Genomic DNA, 21,011 nt, shown 5'->3' on the forward strand with positions numbered 1-21,011 from the left:
GGTATCAAAATGGGGCCGCCAAGAGCGCTTTTTGAGGGTTTTGAAAAAAATAATCCTTTAAAAATAAAGGGTTGCAAAGTTTTGTTTGGTCCGACACCATTTTACAATTTTCATGAGCAATGAGAGGGTTCAGGCTATACATCAAAACCCTTTGGCAAAACTCAACGAGAACAACTCACCTTCATACCGTGCTTCTGCATCGTATTCCTTCAAATAACGAAATGATACTGACGCATTCCATGGTACATAGCTCAACCCGAGCTGGCCGCCCAGTGCATGAACTTCATCTTTCACATTTAAAAGCGGATGGACATCTCTTCCTGAGTCATTATCCACCTGCCACTGGCTATATCCGGACAATCCCAGTTCCGCTATTAGGGTCTCTTCTTTATTCACCGGGATATATTGGCTGATCCCGTAATCCAGTGAGAACCGATCCCCCGGGGTAATATCTGCACCGTCTTTATCATGGTGAATTTCATAGGTTCCGGATACCATAACGGCGGTCCCCTTGTGCTCCCATGGAAAAACCGTAAGGCTTGCCTGGAACTCATGGGTTAAAAAGCCAAGACCTGTATTGTCGACCGCTCCGTCACTGTATTCTCCGGTCGGTGCATAAATCCCATATCCAATGGCAACTGACGTATGAATATTATTCCAGCCCAACCAAATCGGTTTAAGATAAAGATCACCGAAACCCCACTGTGATTCATCGATACCCCCCCCAAGAGCGGCAAGTGTATAACTTGTGTTAACGATGGCAGGCTGTGCAAAAGCCGCATAAGATGCGCCCAGTATTTTCTGAGAGCTTGACCACAAAAACACCGGGGCAACGGCATATGAATCGACCTGAGACTCAAACTTAATTGGGCCGATTGAACTGACTTCTTTCCCATTACGATCTTTATATGTATTAGAGGTGTAATAGATATTGTACTGCAGATAGTAAAAGCCGGGATCAGGAACAATGAAATCCCTCACGTTCCTGACACCAGGCATGTAATGGCCTAATTCACCTGCTGAAACAGAAAATGATATTCCTGCGAGGACCGCCATTATCGTCAGCATCCCCTGAATAATTTTTTTGACTGCAGTATAGCGGCAATTCATCTTTTTAACCCCTCCTTTTTAGTAATATTCTTCAATGACATTTCTGCTGGGGTCCGGGACCGGTTTTCACCGCATTTGCATATTCGGCTTTTGCAGATTTCAACTGCTCGAGAAAAACAACATCGCTTTGCCAGTGGACGTTGCAAACATACCGGCTTTCTCCAAACATCCGCCCCCGTTCCAGTATCTTATCAGCCCTATCCGGGGCGATCTCTGTGAGAATAAGGGCCAGGCTGTTTGGCAGGGATTCCGGTTTGAGATATCCGACCAAAATCCCGGGGTGTATTTCAGGAACATTGACGGGAATCCATTTTTTTTTAAAATAGGGTTTCTCCGGCCCATACAACCGAAGATAGACAAACCATCCCATGCCCGGTTTGGTCTGGACCCAGTTTTCCTTAGGTATCCCTTCGGGTTGCTCGCGGCCAAAGTAGGCATTATAGGAGCCGTCATCGTTCGGCTTGGCACCATGCACCGACCCGGCAAAAAATGACCTCGAATTAGGCTTGAGTAACTTTGCTTCATCTTAAATTTTGAAAAAAAAGATCTGTTATACAGGTTATTATTTTACTGGCTCTGCCTCCGGTGCTTTCCATGTCCCGTCAAAATATGCTTTCTGCGGTAGGTAGATTCGCAGCATATAGTTCCATCCGGGCATAATCGGAAGAAAGTTTTCCTTTGACGAATCACCTCCAAAGTGTATCGTTACCGAGCCATCTTTATCAGCTTTCGCCTTACGGCTGTTGATGACATATTTATTGTGCTCGTTCTCCTGAAAGAACCCTTCACTGTTGTAAACGCTGATGGACCAGAAAGCATCTTTTGCCGCAGGCACATTCTTGAGCGTCACCGTGTACGGTGTTTTGCCATCATTTTTTTGAGGGACATAGGACCTGTAAACCGCGTTCTCGGGCTTCCAGCCGCCCCATGTGTCGGCGGTACCGACAATATGTGCAATCGGATCAACTTCATCAATGCTGCCGCCATAGGCCGTGTCTCGAATCGGCAGATATTTACCCAGTACTTTTAAAGCCTCACGCATCTCTTTAAGTGCTTCACGATCCCAATTCGGCACCTCGAACTTACCTTTAGACTTTTGGATTACTTTCAGCCCGTCCTGAGTCCTGTGAGCCTCGGCCAGATCATCTGGATCCTCCGCGTCAACGAGCGTCCGCACAATAACGGCAACGTACCGGCTCCCCATCTTTTCCTTCGTCAGCGTGTACTTTCCTGGTTTGTAGGCTACCAGCGTGGCAAAGTGTCCCTCATTTACTACCAGGAGCGATTGGTAGCGGCCCTGTATATCGGGCTTGATAATGGTGGCGGGTTCCGTGAGATCAAGCACCACTGAGGAGTACAGAGTGTCCCGGTTCATCCGTACCACATTCTGTTTGTCGATTGGCGTAAATCCTCGATCGTGAAACCATTTGCCAAAGCTATCCTGGGTATCGACGCCAAGCTGCATCATAAAATGTGTTTCGGCAGTGGCGAACTTGTCCAAGGTGACCGGTACGTTTTCCGATGTATCGGACTTTTTTTCGCCGGCATAGACAGGCGCAGATACAATGGCTAAAAGTAAAATCCCGACACTATAGAAATTACGTATTTTTAAATTCATGCTTATCCTTTCTTAGAATGTGTTAAAAATCTACTTGGCACCCATCCGGAAATAAAAAATATCCGGATGGGGCTTTCAGCACTATTTTACCATTTCAATTGTTCCCGGCCGCCAGGTTTTGTCGAACCAGGGATCTAAAGGACCGTACAACCGGAGAATAAGCCAGAAGCCTTTACCGGGAGCCGTCTGCACCCAGTTATTTTCTTTGCCTTCCGGGGCTGCAGGGCCGAAATAGATATCGGTTGAACCGTCCGTATTGATTTCAACGTTTCCACTCTGGCTGTTAAGGCTTGGAAATTGCTGATCGGTCTGCAGCATGGAACGGGTCTGAGAGTCATACAGCACCACAGACCAGAAATCCTTGGCCGGAACATTTGGCGGCAATGTCAATTTGTAGGTTCTGTTTCCATCCAGCCACTTTCCTTTTGAATCTTTGGCTGCTGCCGCATATTGAGAACCGATGCCCGGCATGGCGACTGCCATGGCAGGCGTAATGCCGATGGCGTTGTACATGAACATGGTGCGTGCATCCCGGTGCAGCCATCCCTCTTTGGACATGAACTGATGATTTCCAATGATAAAGGCACTGAACCAGGTGGGATCATCCTCATAGAAAAAAACTGTTGGGTCAGTGGATGCCCAGGAGATGGTCCTTGCTATGGCGGCACCGGTAAAGGCAGCTTCATCCATGATTGCTTTCATGCGCTCATCCGGTTCGAACGCATGCCCTTTAATAATCCCCAGCAGGGCCAGTCTGCCTTTCCTGTCGGCATCGATAGCGTCTTCCCACTCCTCCTGCACAACAGCGTTCAGCTCTTCATAAAACTCGTAATTGTTCGCATGGATCGTATTGTGAGGCACACCCGATGTATCTTTAAACTCCATCTTGGGAGGATTTTCCGCTTTTGCAAGGGGATAGATCCGGAGGCCGTTCCGGAAGCTTTCCGCTGCCGGTCCGGGATCACCATTGACGAGAAATCCCCTAATGATGAACCACACGCCGTAGGTTTTGGATCGAAAGACATGGTACCCTTCAGGTACATTACCGTCATAGCCGGGAGGAAGGACCAGGAATTTGCCACCCTGTCCTTTGTCCGGGCCTGCATTCCCAATATCCCCCACATAACGCATCCACATGTCGTCCAGAATACCCAGAACATTGGCCGGAGATTCGATAACGACGGGCCCATTTTTTTTCAGATCGAGAAAATTGGAGGCATATACCGTTTCCGTATTGGCCGTCAGCCACAGGGCTTTCGAATCCATCAAGTTTTCAAAGAGGGCCATCTGGTAACATTCCTGGACCCCCATGCTCCGGAACCCCTCGCGGATTGCGAAAATGGAAGCGGCGCTCATTTCATCCAGAAACACATCAACTGCCCTGTGAAAATAGAGATAGTCATGCATTTTCCGGGCAGTCTCATCTGTAGGGAATCCGTAGAAAAACGTGAGAGTACCCAACCTTGTTTCAACTTTGTCCGGTATCATAATCGATTTCGGGATATCCGTTGTCATCTTCATCTGTGGAGCGGTGTCAACAGCACTCCTGCTCACACAACCGGTAAAAATCAACACCATTAAACCGGCCAACAGTATCATAAATTTATAACGTTTCATCTTGTTCTCCTTTTAGATCTCATCTATTTGGGTTTAGGCAGTACAAAGTTCACCTGAAAACGTACTCGAAATCCTTCGGGACCGGAATCCGGTGATTCAACCCAGTAACCAACACCGGCCTGCAGACTGACCGGCAGCCGCCCCTATCTGACCAGTTTGGAAACAGCGGCATTTATCGGGACGGACCATTTTTCTGTTTCCCAGTTATACGAGGATTTGCTCTGCAGTGAAAATGTCCATGCACTCGGCAAGGTGTACGCCAGGAAAGGTTGAACAAACGTGTTACTGATGTCCTGACGGGCGCTGTCTCCCGCATACGACCAAATGTGATTGGCAAGGGTGCCCATGGTCCATTTTCCACGCACCGTCAGTGCCACCGCAGCAGGTCCTGCGCCCCACTTTTCGCCTCCCAGGTAGGTTTCTGTTGCTGAGGGAAAAACGAGTATGGGGCCTGCTCCCAACATCAGTCCACTGGATGTCGGCCTGCTTGGCGAGAAAAAGAGGCTGACGTTGATGTCGCCCAGGCCACAATCGGATCCCGAACCGGGAAGAATATCGTCCTGGTAAATCACCGGTATAATCGATCTGGTGATCAGGTTCCAGTTATCATTCAAATGAAAGGGTATTACCGGCTGGATGTTCGCCTGCAGCCGCCAGCCATCATCCATCGGGCCTATATCCCGGTCGTAGTTTATCTGGATGGGAATCGTAATCAGGTCGGCAAGCGGGTTGGAAAGTTCCTGGGCGAGATCGGCGTCTTCGCCCTGAGCCTGAACCGGAAAGGCTATGGTTATAAATGAAAGTAGTAAAAAGAAAATCAGAAAGATTCTTGTTTGGCCGCGTTCTCTATTTTTTCTCACCGCTTTTTCCTCCATAATTTGAATCCTTTATTTAATCCGTGCTGAAATCCAGCACTGTCTGTAAAATTTCATCTTCAAGTTCTTTTAGGAGAGCTTCATATTCTTTAGTTCGGCTCGGCGCATACTCCTGCTCTGAAGAGTGCCAATATTTCAGCGCTTCATCGCACACTCGATAGCGCCTTTGCTTCTTCCGTGGAAAGTTCACCGGGGTAAGGTTCCGGGTGAGCTTCTGCGCGACAATGCTTACAGGCAAGGTTGCAGGAACGGGTTACTTCCCACGCAATCAGTCTGAGCGGAGGTGAGCCGTAGGCGTTGTTTGCAGGAATAGGATTAACGCCGGGATGTCTGCCTGGTCTTTGACCTGGATTGCCGCCAGGATGCCCCCCGCCCGGATGTCGCGGAAGTAAGTGAAATGAAAACATCTGCATCGGTTCCTATGGAAATCGCTGTCCCTTTTGCAATAGATCCTGAGTAAATTGATTCATTGATAAAGGTGCCACCCCATTTTTGAACGGTTGGATATATTGCCTCAACTTGACTTTTTAAACCAATTTCATTGACAGCGTATTTCGCAATAATGCTTTCAAGATAACTATCGGCTGTCATTCGTTGTTCCTCCTTCACTAACCACAAAAATCTGCGGCGTAGTCCGTAGCATTTTTATTGTTGGGGGAAATGTTATTCTGAATTGTTGAACGAAAACTATGAGTTGTATCCGAGAGTTAAATTAAAGATGTTTAATTTTAAGTTCTTTGTAATGCTTTTTCAAATACTCGGCAGCTAATCTACGATGACACATATCAGCTGTTGGTTCACTGCATAAAAAACATGATCCACCAAGTTCGCTCAAGCTTAACTTGGATTCGATTTCCCGTCTCTTTATCAGAGCGCTGTATTGCACAACGTATTCATCCCAAGAAATTTGTTTTTTCTTATCCCTCTGTGACAATGTGAGTGAGACACTTACCCATTGATAAATTAGTGTAGGGCGGGTAAGGATTATTACTTATGAAACCGATAAAAATGAACCCACTACCTGAATCCGAGAATCAGGCAGCCCCCAAGGAGGCCCCAATTCCAGTCGCCCTATGGGCTCCTTCCATTGGTGCCTCCTTGGGGAGCCAGGATTCAATCCCTGATCCTGAAGTACCTGAAAAAAACCCCCGGCGTAGATTCGTTGCTTCTTATAAACTGCGTATTCTCCAAGAGATTGAAAATTGTACCGAAATCGGAGGGATCGGCAAGATTCTTCGAAGAGAAGGCCTTTATTCATCAAATTTAACCGATTGGCGCAAAGCTCGGGACAAAGGACTTCTCAATGCCATGGCACCTCGAAAACGAGGAAGGAAACCAAAAAAGAAGAACCCATTGGCCATAGAGGTCGCCAGACTTCAAAAAGAGAAATTCAAATTAGAGCACAAGCTAAAGCAGGCGAAACTCATCATTGAAGCTCAAAAAAAAATTTCTCAGATCCTGGGAATCCAGCAGAATCTGGACGACCTCAAAGGAGAAGACTTATGAATGCCGCCCTAACGTTAAGTTGCGATATTGGAAAAAAGCCTTCATGTGAGGCTTTCGGTATTCCCCGATCATCTTTTTACAGATTTCATTCTCCAAAAAAACATATTGGACTTAGTCGGACCGGATCTCCCCTTTCTTTGAATTCTGATGAACAACAAACGGTTCTGTGCCGGAGCGAAGACGGCAGGTAAATCGCCCGAAATATAAAAAACCTGAATTTCTGGCAACCGGACCTAATCAGGTTTGGTCCTGGGATATTACCAAGTTGAAAAGTGTCACAAAATGGACCTACTTCTATCTATATGTAATCATGGATATTTTCAGCAGGTATGTTGTCGGCTGGATGGTCGCCCATAGAGAACAAACAGCATTGGCCAAAAAGCTAATTGAAAAGTCCTGTGAAAACCAGAAGATATTACCCGGTCAGCTTGGGCTACATGCAGATCGGGGAGCCAGTATGAAATCCAAAGGGGTTGCCCAGCTTCTTGTCGATTTAGGGGTAACCAAAACCCACAGTCGACCACATGTCAGCAATGATAACCCATACTCTGAAGCCCAGTTTAAAACATTGAAATATTGTCCACAATTTCCCAAAACTTTTGGTGCTATTCAGGATGCAAGAACCTTCTGCCAGGATTTTTTTGGATACTACAACAAAGAGCATTACCATTCTGGTATTGGCCTGGTAACCCCAGAACAATTTCATTATGGCATTGCTAAAGATATTTATGAATCTCGCTGCCGAACATTGGAGGATGCATTTATTCAAAACCCAAAACGATTTAAGGGAAAAATACCGAGGCCACCGGCTTTACCAGAAGAAGCCTGGATTAACAAACCGGAACAAAAAGAGAAGGATATTATTGGAGCTTAATTTTAGGCATAGAGTGTCTCATTGTCATTGACACATTCCGCAGTTTTCACGGGCCTTATCCACAAGCCTTGGGAAAAGCTCTGCCGTTACAATTTCCCAGGGGTTTCGATGTCCCTGCTGAATCACATTACCGTCGTAGTTGCAGACCGTGCCTTCACCAAAGTAGTAAAACACCCCGTCGTAGCCGGCCAAATTGACTGACATGGTATACATGAGGTTCTGCCAGGCATTGGTGCGGTTGGTCCAGATCCACTGGTCATTAACCTGGGTGGAGTAGCCTGAGATGCGGATATAAACGTTGCACCCTTTATATGCCGCTTCACGGGCCAATTCCGGGAACATTCCGTCATGACAGATACAAACCGCTAACTTGGAGCCCTTGGGACCGTCACACACCGGCATGCCGTAATTCCCCGAAGACCAGGGTTCAATCGGCACCCAGGGCTGTAGTTTACGGTAATGCAGGGCAATCTCACCGTCACTGTTGATGATAATGGCGGTATTATAAGGGGGCAGGGTCGGGTCTTCATTTTTTTCCATTAAAGAAAATACACCCCAGACTTTGTTCCGGACACAGGCCTCTTTAAACTTTGAAATCTCAGGACTGTCAATGGTGAGCAGCATTTCATCATATGTCCAGATACTGGTATTCAGACCCTGGGTGGAATATTCGGGCATCACAATGAGATCCAGATCAGGATACCCTGCCTTGGTTGAATCCACGGTCTTACAAATCTGATCCACCTGCACCTGAATATCCTCAGGACCTTTAATAACAGGTACCGGATACTGAACCATTGCCACCAACAGCGCTTCTTCCCATGCACTAACACTTCCTGTACTTCCCATAACCATCCTCCTTGCCCATAAGGCGTTTTGTTAATAATAAGGGTTTTAAAAATTGCCAAATTTTAATTTCTGACAGTTGCAAAATCTTTGTTCGCTGAAACCCTGATTTGCAAAGAGTGGTCCCTTTCTGATAAAAATAATATTTTTTTTATAACCAACTAATTTAATACAAAAAATCAGTGATGTCCGGTTAGGTTTTTGCTTGCTCAATAATTTTTTGATCTTTGACAATATTGTCCCTGTTTGAACTATGAGAGCCCTGCTCCTCGCAGCCAAACAGGTCATTTAGAATGGCGGTTCGCAGCTGCCGAACTCTTTTGATCGTGACCTTTTCATTAAACTGTTTTTGGCAATGGATTGCCAGTAACAGGTAAGTGATAAGGCCGCCAAGAATCTGAACCATAAGGCCGTATTCACTGCGGGCAATGAGATGATATACCTTCAGATGTTCTTTCCACCATTTGAAAAAATCCTCAATGGTCCACCGGAGTTTATAAATTGTTGCTATTTGTTCCGCTGTTAAATCATGCCTGTCAGTTGCCACATAGTATTTGACGCCAGCAATTTTATAGCCAACAACCCGAACAGGCCTTTTCGTCTGGTTTTGATTCGGAGTACCAAGTTTAACCAGTGCATCATAAAAAATGTAGCTGTCGGAAGGGGTCTCGTGGTTATCAATAATTGTTCTTGTTGTCCTGGTTTTTATACGGCAGACAAAATGTTTGCCTTGCTCCTGAAGCAGGTCAAATTCTTTATGGGATTGATATCCACGATCCATAACACCTGTTTGCCCCTTGGAAACTATTTTGGGAACAAAGGTGCGTTCAGCGCCGTTGCCTTCAGTCAAAAAGATTTTGTTTGGGATTCCGTGATTAATGTCAAATCCGCAATGTACTTTGGCTTTTTTACTTCCTTTTCTGTAGTTCGCCCAGTGCATTGAAAGGACTGCATTTATGAGACTACCGTCAATGGAAACCAACTCTCCTAACTCGGCGTGTTCACCCGGATGACACTCAAGAGCCTGTTTATAAAGATCCTCAAAGATAAATTGCAGTTGTTCGAGTCCCCTGTGATTGATGGCTTCACAGAAACTACTACGGCTGATACCACCGTCTGGCGCAATATTTTCTTTAGCAAAAACATTCTCCTTGAGATCCTGAATTAAATGTCGGGCAGACTTGTGCTCCTGAAGATGGAAATAAACCAAAGCATTTATCTGGTCTTCGAATGTCATTTTTAAAGGGCGGTCTCCTCGAGATTGTAATTCCGGTGCTTTTGAAAGTGACTTTATCAGAGGGCACCTGAAATTGTCAAAGTTCAGGGACCGTAGTTGTTTTTTAGGGACTGAGATGTGCGTCATTTGAGCTCCTTGAGTTAAGTTTTCAAGGCGCACAAAAATTTTTACGCACATTTGTCAACACAAAACAGACTGTTTTTTCAATGATTTTAGATGCTTTTTATATGCAACAACCTAACCGGACACTACTGAAAAAAATTAGAACATGATCATGTTCACACCATCATTTCAAGCATAAAAATCCTTACTGTGTTATTGCCTTCCCAGTGATGTTTCTCAGTCCAGGTACGCGATTTTCTGATGAACCTGAGATATCAACTGAGTTACAGGAATCTGGAAGAGATGATGCAAGAACGGGGCTTGTCTGTGGATCACAGTACCATTTACCGATGGGTTCAGCGCTATGCTCCTGAAATGGAAAAGCGAAGCAGGAAGGGGCGCATTCCCATTTTCCCGGTTATACCGCTGGCACTGGATTGTGCATGTTTGCCATCTGCTTCAGGCAGTTCCAACGCCCTGCTTTATAAAATGATCGCAGCATAATCATTTTTTCTGCATTCTCCCGATACCAAAAGATGCATGGACCTTTAAGACGTAAATTCAGGGAATGTTCAGAATTCTGTGTCACGGTTTCGGTTCCCGGATCTGCCTCAGCGCCAGCGGAAGTAAAAGTCAGGTCCGAGAATGGGCCTTCAATCAGCCACGTCGGAGGAGTTGACTTTTGCTGGAGTGGAGTTCCTGGAACCATCTTTTCCATCTGTAAATAAATCCCTATCAAATTCCCAGCTCTTTATCCAGCCGGCCTTCAAAGAAAATTGCCAACTGGGAAATTGTCAGTGACCAATTTTGAATCGGCATTGTCCATTTTTTACTGGCGTTCTGGATCCCCATGTAAAGCAGCTTTAACAGGCTGTCCTGGTTCGGGAATGATCCCTTTGTTTTGGTCAGTTTTCGAAACTGTCGATGCACAGCCTCAATGGTATTTGTGGTGTATATTATCCGTCGAATCTCTTCTGGATATTTAAAGAAATGACTGAGGCGTTCCCAGTTGTTCCGCCAGGATTTTATCACAATCGGGTATTTGTCATTCCATTTATTTTCCAAGATATCCAGTTCTTCTTCGGCCAGATCCTTATTGACCGCTTTATAAACACGTTTTAGATCTGCCATAAATTCTTTTTTATTTTTGGAACCAACGTATTTCAATGAATTTCGGATCTGGTGGACTACGCAGAGTTGAACTTCTGTGTCCGGGAATATGGTCTCAATGGCCTCGGGAAAACCTTTTAGACCATCAACACAGGCAATCAGGATATCTTTTACCCCTCGGTTTGAAAGGTCTGTTAACACCTGCAGCCAGAAGTTCGCACCCTCATTCTCGGATATGTACAGCCCAAGAACCTCTTTGCGGCCCTCGATATTCACCCCAAGAATTGTGTAAACGGCTTTGCTGCCGACCTTTCCGTTTTCTCGTACTTTATAATGTATGGCATCAAGCCATACGATTGGGTACACATTTTCCAACGGCCTGGCCTGCCATTCTTTGACGGTATGGATGATTTTATCGGTAATGGTGCTCAGAGTGGCATTTGAAATCTCAAGTCCATAGATTTCCTGTAAATGGGAAGCCATATCATTATAACTCATGCCCAGGCCGTAAAGGGCTATTATCTTTCTTTCAATTTCATCGCTGAGCGTTGTCTGATGTTTTTTGACGATCTGTGGAGAGAAGGTTCCGGCCCTGTCACGCGGGGTTTCCAGCTCAAATTTACCATCCAGGGATTTAATGGTCTTTTTGCTTTTTCCATTACGGCGGTTGGCAGAAACTTCCTGCCCGAGATGGGACTCCAACTCTCCTTCAAGAGCAGCTTCAACAAGATTTTTGATTAATGATGTAAGGACGCCGCCCTTACCTGTGAAGGGTTTACCTTCCTGGATGCCTTTAAGGGCTTTTTGAAAATCAAATTCGGTGTTTTCTTCGGTCATGTCAGTTCTCCTTATTTAGCTGAGTATATCAGCTTTCATTCAACTGACACAGAATTTTGAACGCCCTCGAATTTTCTGACTTCTACCTCCCCCTCCTTTTCACGCACTGGATTCAAATATAAAAAAGGCCTTTGGCGTATAATGCATTGAACCCTGGGAAAAATCACCTTTTTCCCACACCCCGAAAAGAAGTCTTTATGCCGATCTTCGAATCCAAGGACAAAATGAAACAAGTACTGGGCGGGCTGTTCGACATTCTTTTAACCGATCCTGATGCAGGCCCCAAGTTTGCCAAGGCCGGGATCACCATCAAGTTTGATATTTCAGATCCCGATGCCCATAGCTCTTGCCAAGGGCCTGATCAAGGCCAAGGGCCCCATGCCCAAAGTGCTCAAGCTTCTTCCCATTCTCATCCCTGCCTATGCTGCCTATCCGGACTGGGCAAAATCCCAGGACATGTCGGTTTAATTTAAAGTTAAGGTTTTTTGACTAAAAATTTACCCTGGGCACAAGGCAATGGACAGATCTATACCCATTGGTCCGGGTGCTCCAGAATCATTTGCCTTTAATTTTTGTCTTTTTATCAGGAGAATTTCTTATGGAACGAAGTATCCGTGAATATGAAACCGACAGAAAAGAGGCCGTTAAAATCGCGGCCCGGCTCATCCTTGCCTCGGGCACCACAACCCCCCGGGTCGGCGGGGTGGGGGAATGCACCATCCATATTTTTGACGATCCCTGTGATATCGAGGATATCTGCCAGAAAATGGAAGCCATGGCCGAAATCAAAAAGTCCTGGAATTTTTTTAACCGGGATGCGGCCATGGTCAGGGATGCCGATGCCTTGCTCATCACCACCTCCCTGCGCTGTCTCAATGACCCGGCAGACATCAACTGCAACCTGTGCGGTAAACTGGTCTGCGAATACCTCAAAGAGGAAGACAAGCTGGAACCATCCGAGGATGTGGCATTTACAGGGCCCTTGTGCACCTTCAGGGCCACCAACATCGCCTACGCCCTGGACGGGATGATGAACCAGGCAAGACATTTAGGCGTTGACTATGGCTCCTATTGGTCCTGCGGGGCAGCGGCCATGCGCATGGGCATTTTGCCCAGGGATACGGGATTTGCCATGGGAGTGGCCATTTCCGTCACTAAAAAAAGCCCGTTCCGGGATATCCCGAAAAACTATGCCCAAATTAACCAGCGGTCCATGAACGATCGGATGATCAACCGGCTCTGGCCCCAGTTCAGATCCATTTATTCATAGAAAGGAAGGCATGTATGAGTATCACAAAAATGTCAGACCTGGTGGAACAGGGATTTAACCGTTCAATTGAACTGGTCAGCCTGGCTGCCCATAATTCATTCAGGTTCAACGAGAGAAACACCGTAAAAATGGTCACCCTCCAGGGTGAGGATTTAGAGCAGATTGCCGAGTATTGTTTTTCCCTGGGCGACATGTCGCCCCTGGCCGCCCGGGACGGCATGAACCTGGTCCAGATGATGAAAGAGCCCTTTGCCCTGTTCATCATCGGAGACAAACGAAAATCCGACTTCAACTACAATTGCGGGGCCTGCGGATACAAGACCTGTGCAGAACTCAACAAGGCCGAGATGGTGGAATCTCTCACCGCCAACGGTCCCTCCTGTCTGTTTAAAAATATCAACCTGGGGATCGCGGCCAATGCTGCGGCATCCTCAGCCCATGCCATGGGCCTGCACTGCCGGGTTTTTTCCACCTTTGCCTTTGCCGCCAAGGCGTTGGAAGTGATCGAGGATATTGACATATGTATCTCGGTTTCCATAAGCGCGGCCAAGAAAAACCCCTATTTTGACCGTCACGAATACTGGACCCAGGACCATTGGGATGAAACCTTTGCAAAAGAATTTTCACCCTATAGCCACGGGTTCATCGGTGCGGTGGAAGATTAAAAGGAGAAAAACCCATGGCAGACAAGCTGCATTTAAACCAGGCCATTATTTCCCATTTTCTGGAGCTCAAAGCAGATGCCCAGCCAGACAAGGAAATACTGGTCTTTGAAAATTCGGGATCCACGCCTTCAACCACGCCGGACCCGGCAGACGAAATTTTCACCTATGAAATGCTTTACCAAGGATCCAACAAAATTGCCCAGGCCTTTCTGGACGCAGGGCTGACCTCCGGCGATACCTATGCGGTGTTCATGCGCAACCATGCGGAGTTTGTGCTCTCCATGCTGGCCGGCCCGGTCATGGGGGCAATCATGGTGCCCATTGATCCTAGAAGCCAAGGGCAGCGGCTGAAATTTTTACTCACCAATTCCAGTGCAAAGGCCGTTGTGGTCTCTTTGGATTATCTGCCGGCCTTGGAAGCGGTACTGCCCGACCTGCCCCAGATCAAAACCGTGTTTCTGGTTGAAAAACCGGGACAGACCTATGAAAAACAAATCAACCATCCCTACCTTAATGAAATTCTTGAACAGAATACCTGGGACCGGGTGGATCAGCAGACCATGGATGTGCGCCATCCGTTTCAGATCATTTACACCTCGGGCACCACAGGAGATCCCAAAGGGGTAATGATCAGAAACAATAGGTTTGGAATGTTCAATATTGTCACCCGGCTGGTCTGGAAGTACAAACCGTCGGATGTGCTGTATACAGGACTTTCTCTCACCCACGGCAATGCCGATGGCCGTAACCCTGTTCCCGGCCATCGGCACCGGGGTCAAGGCGGTGATCTCCCCTAAATTCACCAAAAGCCGAATCTGGGATATCTGCAGAGCCCACGGCTGCACAAGCTTTTCCCTTCTAGGGGGAATGATGGCTGGAATCTTTAATGAAACCCCAAAAAAAAATGATCCGGACAATCCTGTGAAAACAGTCATTTCAGCCGGTACGCCCAGGGCCATCTGGGAAGGGTTTGAAATTCGGTTTGATACCCAGATTTTAGAATGGTACGGGGCGGTGGAAGGGGGATTTGCCTACAAGCCGCCGGGCCGTGGTCCCATCGGATCCTTTGGCAAACCATTGCCCGGGCTCATGGAATTCAAAGTGGTGGATGAATCAGACAATGAAATGGACAATAACACCCCAGGAGAACTCATCGTCAAGATGACCAAGGGAGAGACCAAGGTGGATTATTTGGGCAACAAGGCGGCGTCTGACGAAAAAACAAAGGGGGGATGGCTGCGCACCGGAGACATGGTCTTCAAGGATGACAAAGGGTGGTATTTTTTCTGCAACCGCAAGGGCAAGGAACTGCGAAGATCAGGGGATTTTATCCAGCCCGACCATATTGAAAAGGTACTGGGCGAACATGAGGATGTTTCCGAGGCCTGTGTATACGGGATCCCGGCAGCCTCGGGTGCCCCTGGCGAAAGTGATCTTGTGGCGGCCCTGTCCCCGTTTGAGGGAAAAACCATAGATCCTGTCAAAATCTTTGAGGCCTGTAAAAAAGGGCTGGAACCCAACTTTGTCCCCTCCTATATCCAGGTCAAAAAGATCATTCCCAAAACCATTTCGGAAAAGGCCCAGGACCGGGTGCTCAAGGATGAATTCACCCCGGACGGGGATAATATCTTTTGCCTGGCTGACTATTAAAGGAGATCCCATGAAATTGTATACGGATTTAAATATTGACCTGACCAAAGAACAAGACTCCATCAAAGAAGAGACCCATAGATTTGCCAAGGAGGTGCTGCGGCCTGCCAGCCTGGAACTGGACAAACTCCATGATCCTGCCCAGGTAATTGAAAGTCCTTTGTTCAAAGATGCCTTTAAAAAGGGGTATGAACTGGGATACCACACGGTATTCTTACCCGACTCCTGGGGAGGGATCGGGGCGGATCCCTTGGAATCCCATATCATATTTGAGGAGCTTGCCTGGGGATCGGTGGACTTTGCCATCGGCATCGGCGTGGCCTGTTTCCCGGCTTTTTTTGCAGCCATGGTGCCGGATGAACGCCTCATAGATGAAATCATCACCCCCTTCTGTGAAAACACCGATGCTTCGTTTATCGGATGCTGGGGCATTACCGAACCCGACCACGGCACCGACACCCTCTCTCCTTTTACCCCGGAATTTTCTGACCCTGCCATCAAAGGCCAGACCCTGGCCGTCAGGGACGGGGACGAATATATCATCTCCGGCCAAAAGGCGGCCTGGGTCTCCAACGGCAGTATTGCCACCCATTGCCTGCTTTATCCCCAGCTTGACACCGACAGGGGCCTTGCCGGTGGCGGAATCTGCATTGTGCCCCTGGATCTTGCCGGGGTTAAAAAAGGGGCTCCCCTGGACAAAATGGGCCAGCGGGCCCTGAACCAGGGGGAGATCTTTTTTGACAATGTCCGCATCCCCAAAGAATACATGCTGGTGGATCCTGAATCCTACGAAGCCATGCTCGACATCACCCTGTCCACGGCCAATGCAGCCATGGGCGCCATGTTCACAGGGGTGGCAAGGGCGGCCTATGAAGAGGCCTTGCCCATGCCAAACAAAGAATCCAGGGCGGAAAACCTCTGTACGAGCACCAGAAGATCAAGCACAAACTTTTTAAGATGTTCATGAAAATAGAAGCGGCCAGATCCCTGAGCCGGGCCGCCATGATCTACAACTACTCCAACACCCCGCCTTCCATCCAGTACTCCATTGCCTCCAAGGTCTTTTGCACCAACACGGCCTTTGAAGTGGCAAGCGAGGCTGTCCAGATCTTCGGAGGATCCGGGGTGAGCCGGGAATACCCGATTGAAAAATTTTTCAGGGATGCCAGGGCGGGCATGATCGAGGACGGAGCAAACGACAGCCTCATGATCACGGCGGCCCACCACCTTTAAGATCACAGGTAAAACACACTAAAATTTGGGGTCCATAGACACACAAAGACCTTAAAAGGAGTTCATTCATGGACAAGGTATATATCATCGGTCTGGGCATGATCCGGTTCAACAAATATCCGGACAAGGATGTCAGGACAATGGTCCAGGAGGCCACCCATTTAGCCCTTGAAGATGCTGGCATCTTAAGATCAGATATCCAGTCTGCATTTTTCTCCAACACCTTCTGGGGGATGTTTGCAGGACAGCAGTCCATTCGCGGCCAGGTCATTTTACGGTCCATGGGCATTGAAGCCATTCCGGTCACCAATGTGGAAAATGCCTGTGCAGGTGCTTCCACCGCACTTCACATGGCCTATGCCTCTGTAAAGGCAGGGCTCCAGGAGGTGGTCCTGGCCCTGGGATCTGAAAAAATCACCCACGAAAACAAGGCCGTCTCTTTGGGGGCCTATGCATCCTGCATGGATGTGGGCAATTTTGAATCCCATATGAAAATGATTGAAGCGGTGGGCAAAAGTTTTACCCTGGACATCCCCCCGGACCAGACCCCGCCGGGCAAGGACAGGAGCGTGTTCATGGACGCCTATGCCATGGGTGCCCGATGGCATATGAGCAAATACGGGTCCACCCAGGAACAATTGGCGGCCATCTGCGCCAAAAACCATTGGCACGGCTCTTTAAATCCCTTGTCCCAATACCAGCAGGACATGAGCCCGGACCAGGTGCTGGCGGACAAGGCCGTGGCCTATCCTTTGACCCGGGCCATGTGCGCCCCGGTGGGCGACGGGGCAGCCGCCGCCATTGTCTGTTCTGAATCCTATTTAAAACGACTGGTTTCTCCCAGACCCCTCCTCATCCGGGCATCGGTGCTGAGCACGGGCACGGACCGTGATCTCAACGGCCAGAACATTGGAGAACGCCTCTCAAAACAGGCCTATGAAATGGCCGGCATCGGCCCCCAAGACATTGACCTTGCCGAACTCCACGATGCCACAGCCTATGGGGAGCTTCACCAGACCGAAGCCATGGGATTCTGTCCTGAAGGAGAAGGGGGGATCCATGCCCTGACCGGGGCCACAACACTTGGGGGCAAACAGCCGGTCAACACCTCCGGCGGCCTGGAATGCCGGGGACATCCCATTGGGGCCTCAGGCCTGGCCCAGATCTATGAAATCGGTACCCAGTTGAGACAAGACGCAGGCAAACGCCAGGTTGCAGGCGCCAGGATCGGCCTGACAGAAAACGGAGGCGGAAATATCGGGGTGGAAGAGGCGGCCATGTGCATCCACATCCTGGAAAAAGGATGATAGGATGAAAAATATCTTTATCACAGGCCAGGCAGGGTATATTGCCACCTGTCTGGCAGAGTCACTTCTGGACCACACCGAGGTGGAAAAAATAGTGGGAATAGACATAAGGCCGCCTGATCCGGCCCGTCTGAATTTGGCCCATCCCAAATTTCATTTTATCCAAAGGGGTGTCAAGGATAATATGGAAAAAATCATCGTTGACCATGGGATTGACACCATTGTCCATACGGCCTGGGTCCTGGCGCCTGACCATGATGCCAGACAGATGGAAGACATCAATGTCAGGGGAACCCATAACATCCTTGAGGCGGCCAAAAGGATCAAGGTGGATCAAATCCTTTATACCAGCTCCACCAAAGCTTACGGGTTCCACCCGGACAATGAGATCCCCCTGACCGAAGAGAGCCCTTTGAGGGGAAATACGGATTTTACCTATGCCAAAAATAAAAAAGAGATGGAACAGGTGTTCAAGGATTTTTCCCTGGCCCACCCCAAAACCGTCACCACGATACTCAGGCCCTGCTTTGTGGCCGGGCCCGGGCTTGACAATCCCTTGTCCCATCATTTGCAAAAACCCTTTGTCCCCCTCATCCGGCAAACCGCACCCTTCCAATATGTACACGAAGATGATCTGGTCAGAATCATGGTCCTCAGCCTGGAACAAAGACTGCCAGAGGTGTATAATGTGGCCCCCGAGGGCACCATGGAATTTAACCAAATGGTTAGAATCCTGGGCAACCGGCCCATACAGCTTCCCGACATTGTGGTCAGGATATTCAACAATATCGCCTGGCATCTTCGGCTCAAACAGCTGACCCAGTTTCCCAACCCAGCCTTGAATCTCATGCGCCATCCCTGGATCGCCTCTTCAAAAAAGCTCATCCAGGCCACAGGATACCAATTCCAGTACAATACCCAGGAGGCGTTCCTGGATTATGCCCGGTATATCCAAACCCAAGGGAAATATTCAAAATGAAAAAACATATATTGATCACCGGTGCAGGCAGCGGCATCGGCCGCGCCACAGCCCTGTATTTTGCAAAAAAGGGCTGGTTTGTGGGACTGTTTGACCTTGATGAACAAAAGGTAACCGCCCTTTATCAGACCATTGGCAGCGCCTTGGCCTGTTACGGCAAAATGGATGTCACCGACCCCGGATCTGTCCAGGCAGGCCTGGACCATTTTCTGGCCCAGACCGGAAACCGGCTGGACCTTCTCTTTAACTCGGCCGGAATCCTGTTCATGGGCCTTTATGACACCATTGAACCGGCAAAACAAAAAACCATGGTTGATGTCAATCTCACCGGGGTGGTCAACATGATATCGGCCTGTCTGCCCGCCCTTAAAGCCACCCCCAACGCCGCTGTGCTGACCATGTCCTCGGCATCAGCCGTGTACGGCACGCCTGAACTTGCCGTGTATTCAGCCACCAAACACGGAATCAGGGGACTTACCGAAGCCTTGAACATTGAACTCTCATCTTTGGACATCCATGTGGGGGATATCATGGTCTCCTTTGTTCAGACCCCCATGGTGCTCGAGGCAGAAACCCGGGCCACAAGCCTTGAACGCTTAAAGGCGGCCACAGGCCCGGACCCGGTTGCCCGGATGGTGTTCAAAGCCTATTATAAAAGAAAGGTTCACTGGCAGATGGGGGGCATGCTCAAGCTGATGATCTTTTTCACCACCCTGGTTCCCTTTGCCAAACGCCTGCTGGTCAAAACGTTGGCCTTGGGATCCCAAGCCTGATATTAAGCCCCACCCTTGTGGTGTAATCCTGTCAGGCAAATTGGGCTTGATCGTAAACCTCATAAGGGATCAGGCAGGCCGGTCTCCGGCTCGTTTAAAGTAAGCCTGATGGTAAAACTTGCCCCCTGGCCCGGATCGGACCGGACAAAGAGATCTCCCCTGTGGTTTTCCTTTATAATAAAATAGGAGACGGAAAGCCCAAGCCCGGTTCCCGTGCCCACAGGCTTGGTGGTGAAAAAGGGCTCAAAGATCCGTTTACGGACCGATTCTGGAATCCCAGGGCCATTGTCCTGAATTTCCACTCCTGCCGAGCCACGGTCAAGAAAATACCGAATTCTTAACAAAGGGGCGTCTGTATGGTCTGCGGCCATGGCCTGGGCCCCGTTTTTAAGAATATTGAACAATACCTGCTGGATCTTGCTTTTCTCACAAGGAACCAGGGGAGGATTCCCCTCAAACTCCCTGTGAATGGCAACAGACCTGAAATCATAATTGTCTTGAATATTAAAATCATTCTCCAGCAGGGAAATGGTGGCATCCACCATTTCCGGAAGGGAATGCCTTGACATGGGACTGCCCTGCTTCCGGCTGAAAGAAAGCATATTTTCCACAATTTTCGCCGCCCTTTTTCCCACGTCCACCACCTGGTCCAGCATGTAAAAAATCTTTCTGTCCTCCATATACCCGGTCAGAGCGGCCAGATCAATTCCACATTTATCTGCAGCCTCGATATTGGCAGGAATCGGTCGGGACAGACGATTGTAAATGACCTGAACATTCTGGATCATCCCGCTTAAAGGATTGTTGATTTCATGTGCCATGCCAGCGGCAAGCCCGCCCACGGACATCATTTTTTCAGACTGTACCATCATCTGTTCAAGCCGTGTTTTTTCACTGATATCATCCACCCGGATCACCGCACCGGGGGTGGTTTTGGACAATACCGGAAAAATCAGAATATACGTGATAAAGGATTTGGCGTCAAGGGTCAGCACCTGTTTTTCCCTCAGTTGAGTCTGCCCTGTTTCCACGGCCCTTTTCAGATCCGGCAGATAGGAAGAGACCTGGGGGAAAAGTGAATTTAAGGGTTTACCCCTGGCCTCTTTTTCCCGTATCCCTGTCATCTCAGAAGCCCCGCTGTTCCATTGGATCACCCGGGCCTCCCGGTCCACCCCGATGATGACGCAGGGCATGGAATTGATAATACTCTTTACATAATTTCTGGCATGACGCAGGGCATTTTCCGCGGCTTTCTGGTGAGAGGTGTCCCTCAGGACAATTAACCAGCCGCTCTGGCGTCCATTTTTTTCCCAAAGAGGAGAAATCCTCAACAGCCATGGTCTTGCCCCCTTGCCCCGGATATCCATCTCCAACCCCAATTCCACGGGTTGCTTTGTTCTAT

General features: G+C 48.5%; 16 protein-coding genes and 7 pseudogenes. 11 read left to right on the plus strand and 12 right to left on the minus strand.

What is annotated here, in order from left to right; all coding sequences use genetic code 11:
- Positions 1–141 precede the first annotated feature (141 nt).
- The 8 genes and pseudogenes from HUN05_07345 to HUN05_07380 form a co-directional block, all read right to left on the minus strand.
- On the minus strand, positions 142–1,110 hold the full coding sequence (locus HUN05_07345; GenBank protein ID WDP84985.1) for a transporter: 969 nt from the start codon (positions 1,108–1,110) through the stop codon (positions 142–144).
- 301 nt (positions 1,111–1,411) lie between these two features.
- Positions 1,412–1,585, minus strand: a pseudogene (locus HUN05_07350) (DUF1214 domain-containing protein).
- Positions 1,586–1,672: 87 nt separating this feature from the next.
- Entirely contained in the window at positions 1,673–2,728 is a 1,056-nt protein-coding gene (locus tag HUN05_07355; GenBank protein WDP84986.1) for a DUF1214 domain-containing protein, read from the minus strand.
- Positions 2,729–2,809: 81 nt separating this feature from the next.
- Entirely contained in the window at positions 2,810–4,327 is a 1,518-nt protein-coding gene (locus HUN05_07360) for a DUF1254 domain-containing protein (protein WDP87963.1), read from the minus strand.
- 41 nt (positions 4,328–4,368) lie between these two features.
- Positions 4,369–5,166, minus strand: a pseudogene (locus HUN05_07365) (transporter).
- Between the two features lie 70 nt (positions 5,167–5,236).
- A complete protein-coding gene (locus HUN05_07370; protein WDP84987.1) occupies positions 5,237–5,374 on the minus strand; it encodes a hypothetical protein in 138 nt (45 codons plus the stop codon).
- Between the two features lie 161 nt (positions 5,375–5,535).
- The gene (locus tag HUN05_07375) at positions 5,536–5,811 is read right to left on the minus strand and encodes a hypothetical protein (protein WDP84988.1); all 276 of its coding nucleotides are present in this window, start codon (positions 5,809–5,811) and stop codon (positions 5,536–5,538) included.
- A 121-nt stretch (positions 5,812–5,932) separates the two neighbouring features.
- Positions 5,933–6,154, minus strand: coding sequence for a DUF488 family protein (locus HUN05_07380; GenBank protein WDP84989.1), 222 nt, complete (start codon positions 6,152–6,154; stop codon positions 5,933–5,935).
- A gap of 152 nt (positions 6,155–6,306) precedes the next feature.
- Here HUN05_07380 and HUN05_07385 point away from each other — a divergent pair.
- A pseudogene (locus tag HUN05_07385) lies at positions 6,307–7,600 on the plus strand (IS3 family transposase).
- Positions 7,601–7,642: 42 nt separating this feature from the next.
- Here the strand turns inward: HUN05_07385 and HUN05_07390 are convergent.
- Both HUN05_07390 and HUN05_07395 read right to left on the minus strand, forming a co-directional pair.
- A pseudogene (locus tag HUN05_07390) lies at positions 7,643–8,449 on the minus strand (formamidase).
- A 190-nt stretch (positions 8,450–8,639) separates the two neighbouring features.
- Entirely contained in the window at positions 8,640–9,809 is a 1,170-nt protein-coding gene (locus HUN05_07395) for an IS4 family transposase (protein ID WDP87964.1), read from the minus strand.
- A 237-nt stretch (positions 9,810–10,046) separates the two neighbouring features.
- On the opposite strand from HUN05_07395, the pseudogene HUN05_07400 reads away from it, so the two are divergent.
- A pseudogene (locus HUN05_07400) lies at positions 10,047–10,178 on the plus strand (IS6 family transposase).
- 342 nt (positions 10,179–10,520) lie between these two features.
- On the opposite strand, the gene HUN05_07405 reads toward HUN05_07400, so the two are convergent.
- A complete protein-coding gene (locus tag HUN05_07405) occupies positions 10,521–11,732 on the minus strand; it encodes an IS256 family transposase (GenBank protein WDP84990.1) in 1,212 nt (403 codons plus the stop codon).
- Positions 11,733–11,929: 197 nt separating this feature from the next.
- Here HUN05_07405 and HUN05_07410 point away from each other — a divergent pair.
- From HUN05_07410 to HUN05_07450, 9 genes and pseudogenes are all read left to right on the plus strand, one after another.
- Positions 11,930–12,200: pseudogene (locus HUN05_07410) on the plus strand (hypothetical protein).
- Positions 12,201–12,330: 130 nt separating this feature from the next.
- Entirely contained in the window at positions 12,331–13,002 is a 672-nt protein-coding gene (locus HUN05_07415; protein WDP84991.1) for a hypothetical protein, read from the plus strand.
- A gap of 14 nt (positions 13,003–13,016) precedes the next feature.
- On the plus strand, positions 13,017–13,667 hold the full coding sequence (locus HUN05_07420; protein WDP84992.1) for a hypothetical protein: 651 nt from the start codon (positions 13,017–13,019) through the stop codon (positions 13,665–13,667).
- A 14-nt stretch (positions 13,668–13,681) separates the two neighbouring features.
- Positions 13,682–14,464, plus strand: a complete 783-nt coding sequence (locus HUN05_07425) for an acyl--CoA ligase (protein ID WDP84993.1) — start codon at positions 13,682–13,684, stop codon at positions 14,462–14,464.
- The gene (locus HUN05_07430) at positions 14,406–15,317 is read left to right on the plus strand and encodes an AMP-binding protein (GenBank protein ID WDP84994.1); all 912 of its coding nucleotides are present in this window, start codon (positions 14,406–14,408) and stop codon (positions 15,315–15,317) included. Before HUN05_07425 ends, HUN05_07430 begins: the two co-directional genes overlap by 59 nt.
- 10 nt (positions 15,318–15,327) lie before the next feature.
- Positions 15,328–16,550, plus strand: a pseudogene (locus HUN05_07435) (acyl-CoA/acyl-ACP dehydrogenase).
- 68 nt (positions 16,551–16,618) lie between these two features.
- On the plus strand, positions 16,619–17,857 hold the full coding sequence (locus tag HUN05_07440; GenBank protein WDP84995.1) for a thiolase family protein: 1,239 nt from the start codon (positions 16,619–16,621) through the stop codon (positions 17,855–17,857).
- A gap of 4 nt (positions 17,858–17,861) precedes the next feature.
- A complete protein-coding gene (locus HUN05_07445) occupies positions 17,862–18,836 on the plus strand; it encodes an NAD-dependent epimerase/dehydratase family protein (protein ID WDP84996.1) in 975 nt (324 codons plus the stop codon).
- The gene (locus tag HUN05_07450; GenBank protein WDP84997.1) at positions 18,833–19,609 is read left to right on the plus strand and encodes an SDR family oxidoreductase; all 777 of its coding nucleotides are present in this window, start codon (positions 18,833–18,835) and stop codon (positions 19,607–19,609) included. Before HUN05_07445 ends, HUN05_07450 begins: the two co-directional genes overlap by 4 nt.
- Before the next feature lie 59 nt (positions 19,610–19,668).
- On the opposite strand, the gene HUN05_07455 is transcribed toward HUN05_07450, so the two are convergent.
- Positions 19,669–20,994, minus strand: a complete 1,326-nt coding sequence (locus HUN05_07455) for a PAS domain S-box protein (protein WDP84998.1) — start codon at positions 20,992–20,994, stop codon at positions 19,669–19,671.
- Between the last annotated feature and the right edge of the window lie 17 nt (positions 20,995–21,011).

The sequence above is a fragment of the Desulfobacter sp. genome (assembly GCA_028768545.1).
Classification (GTDB): Bacteria; Desulfobacterota; Desulfobacteria; order Desulfobacterales; family Desulfobacteraceae; genus Desulfobacter.

Excerpts from the sequence above, each read along its gene's own strand:
- HUN05_07430 (WDP84994.1), top strand. The coding sequence starts at position 14,406 with ATGGCCGTAACCCTGTTCCCGGCCATCGGCACCGGGGTCAAGGCGGTG.
- HUN05_07440 (WDP84995.1), top strand. The coding sequence starts at position 16,619 with ATGGACAAGGTATATATCATCGGTCTGGGCATGATCCGGTTCAACAAA.
- HUN05_07415 (WDP84991.1), top strand. The coding sequence starts at position 12,331 with ATGGAACGAAGTATCCGTGAATATGAAACCGACAGAAAAGAGGCCGTT.
- HUN05_07345 (WDP84985.1), bottom strand. The coding sequence starts at position 1,110 with ATGAATTGCCGCTATACTGCAGTCAAAAAAATTATTCAGGGGATGCTG.
- HUN05_07405 (WDP84990.1), bottom strand. The coding sequence starts at position 11,732 with ATGACCGAAGAAAACACCGAATTTGATTTTCAAAAAGCCCTTAAAGGC.
- HUN05_07360 (WDP87963.1), bottom strand. The coding sequence starts at position 4,327 with ATGATACTGTTGGCCGGTTTAATGGTGTTGATTTTTACCGGTTGTGTG.
- HUN05_07450 (WDP84997.1), top strand. The coding sequence starts at position 18,833 with ATGAAAAAACATATATTGATCACCGGTGCAGGCAGCGGCATCGGCCGC.
- HUN05_07420 (WDP84992.1), top strand. The coding sequence starts at position 13,017 with ATGAGTATCACAAAAATGTCAGACCTGGTGGAACAGGGATTTAACCGT.
- HUN05_07355 (WDP84986.1), bottom strand. The coding sequence starts at position 2,728 with ATGAATTTAAAAATACGTAATTTCTATAGTGTCGGGATTTTACTTTTA.
- HUN05_07445 (WDP84996.1), top strand. The coding sequence starts at position 17,862 with ATGAAAAATATCTTTATCACAGGCCAGGCAGGGTATATTGCCACCTGT.
- HUN05_07375 (WDP84988.1), bottom strand. The coding sequence starts at position 5,811 with ATGACAGCCGATAGTTATCTTGAAAGCATTATTGCGAAATACGCTGTC.
- HUN05_07395 (WDP87964.1), bottom strand. The coding sequence starts at position 9,809 with ATGACGCACATCTCAGTCCCTAAAAAACAACTACGGTCCCTGAACTTT.
- HUN05_07425 (WDP84993.1), top strand. The coding sequence starts at position 13,682 with ATGGCAGACAAGCTGCATTTAAACCAGGCCATTATTTCCCATTTTCTG.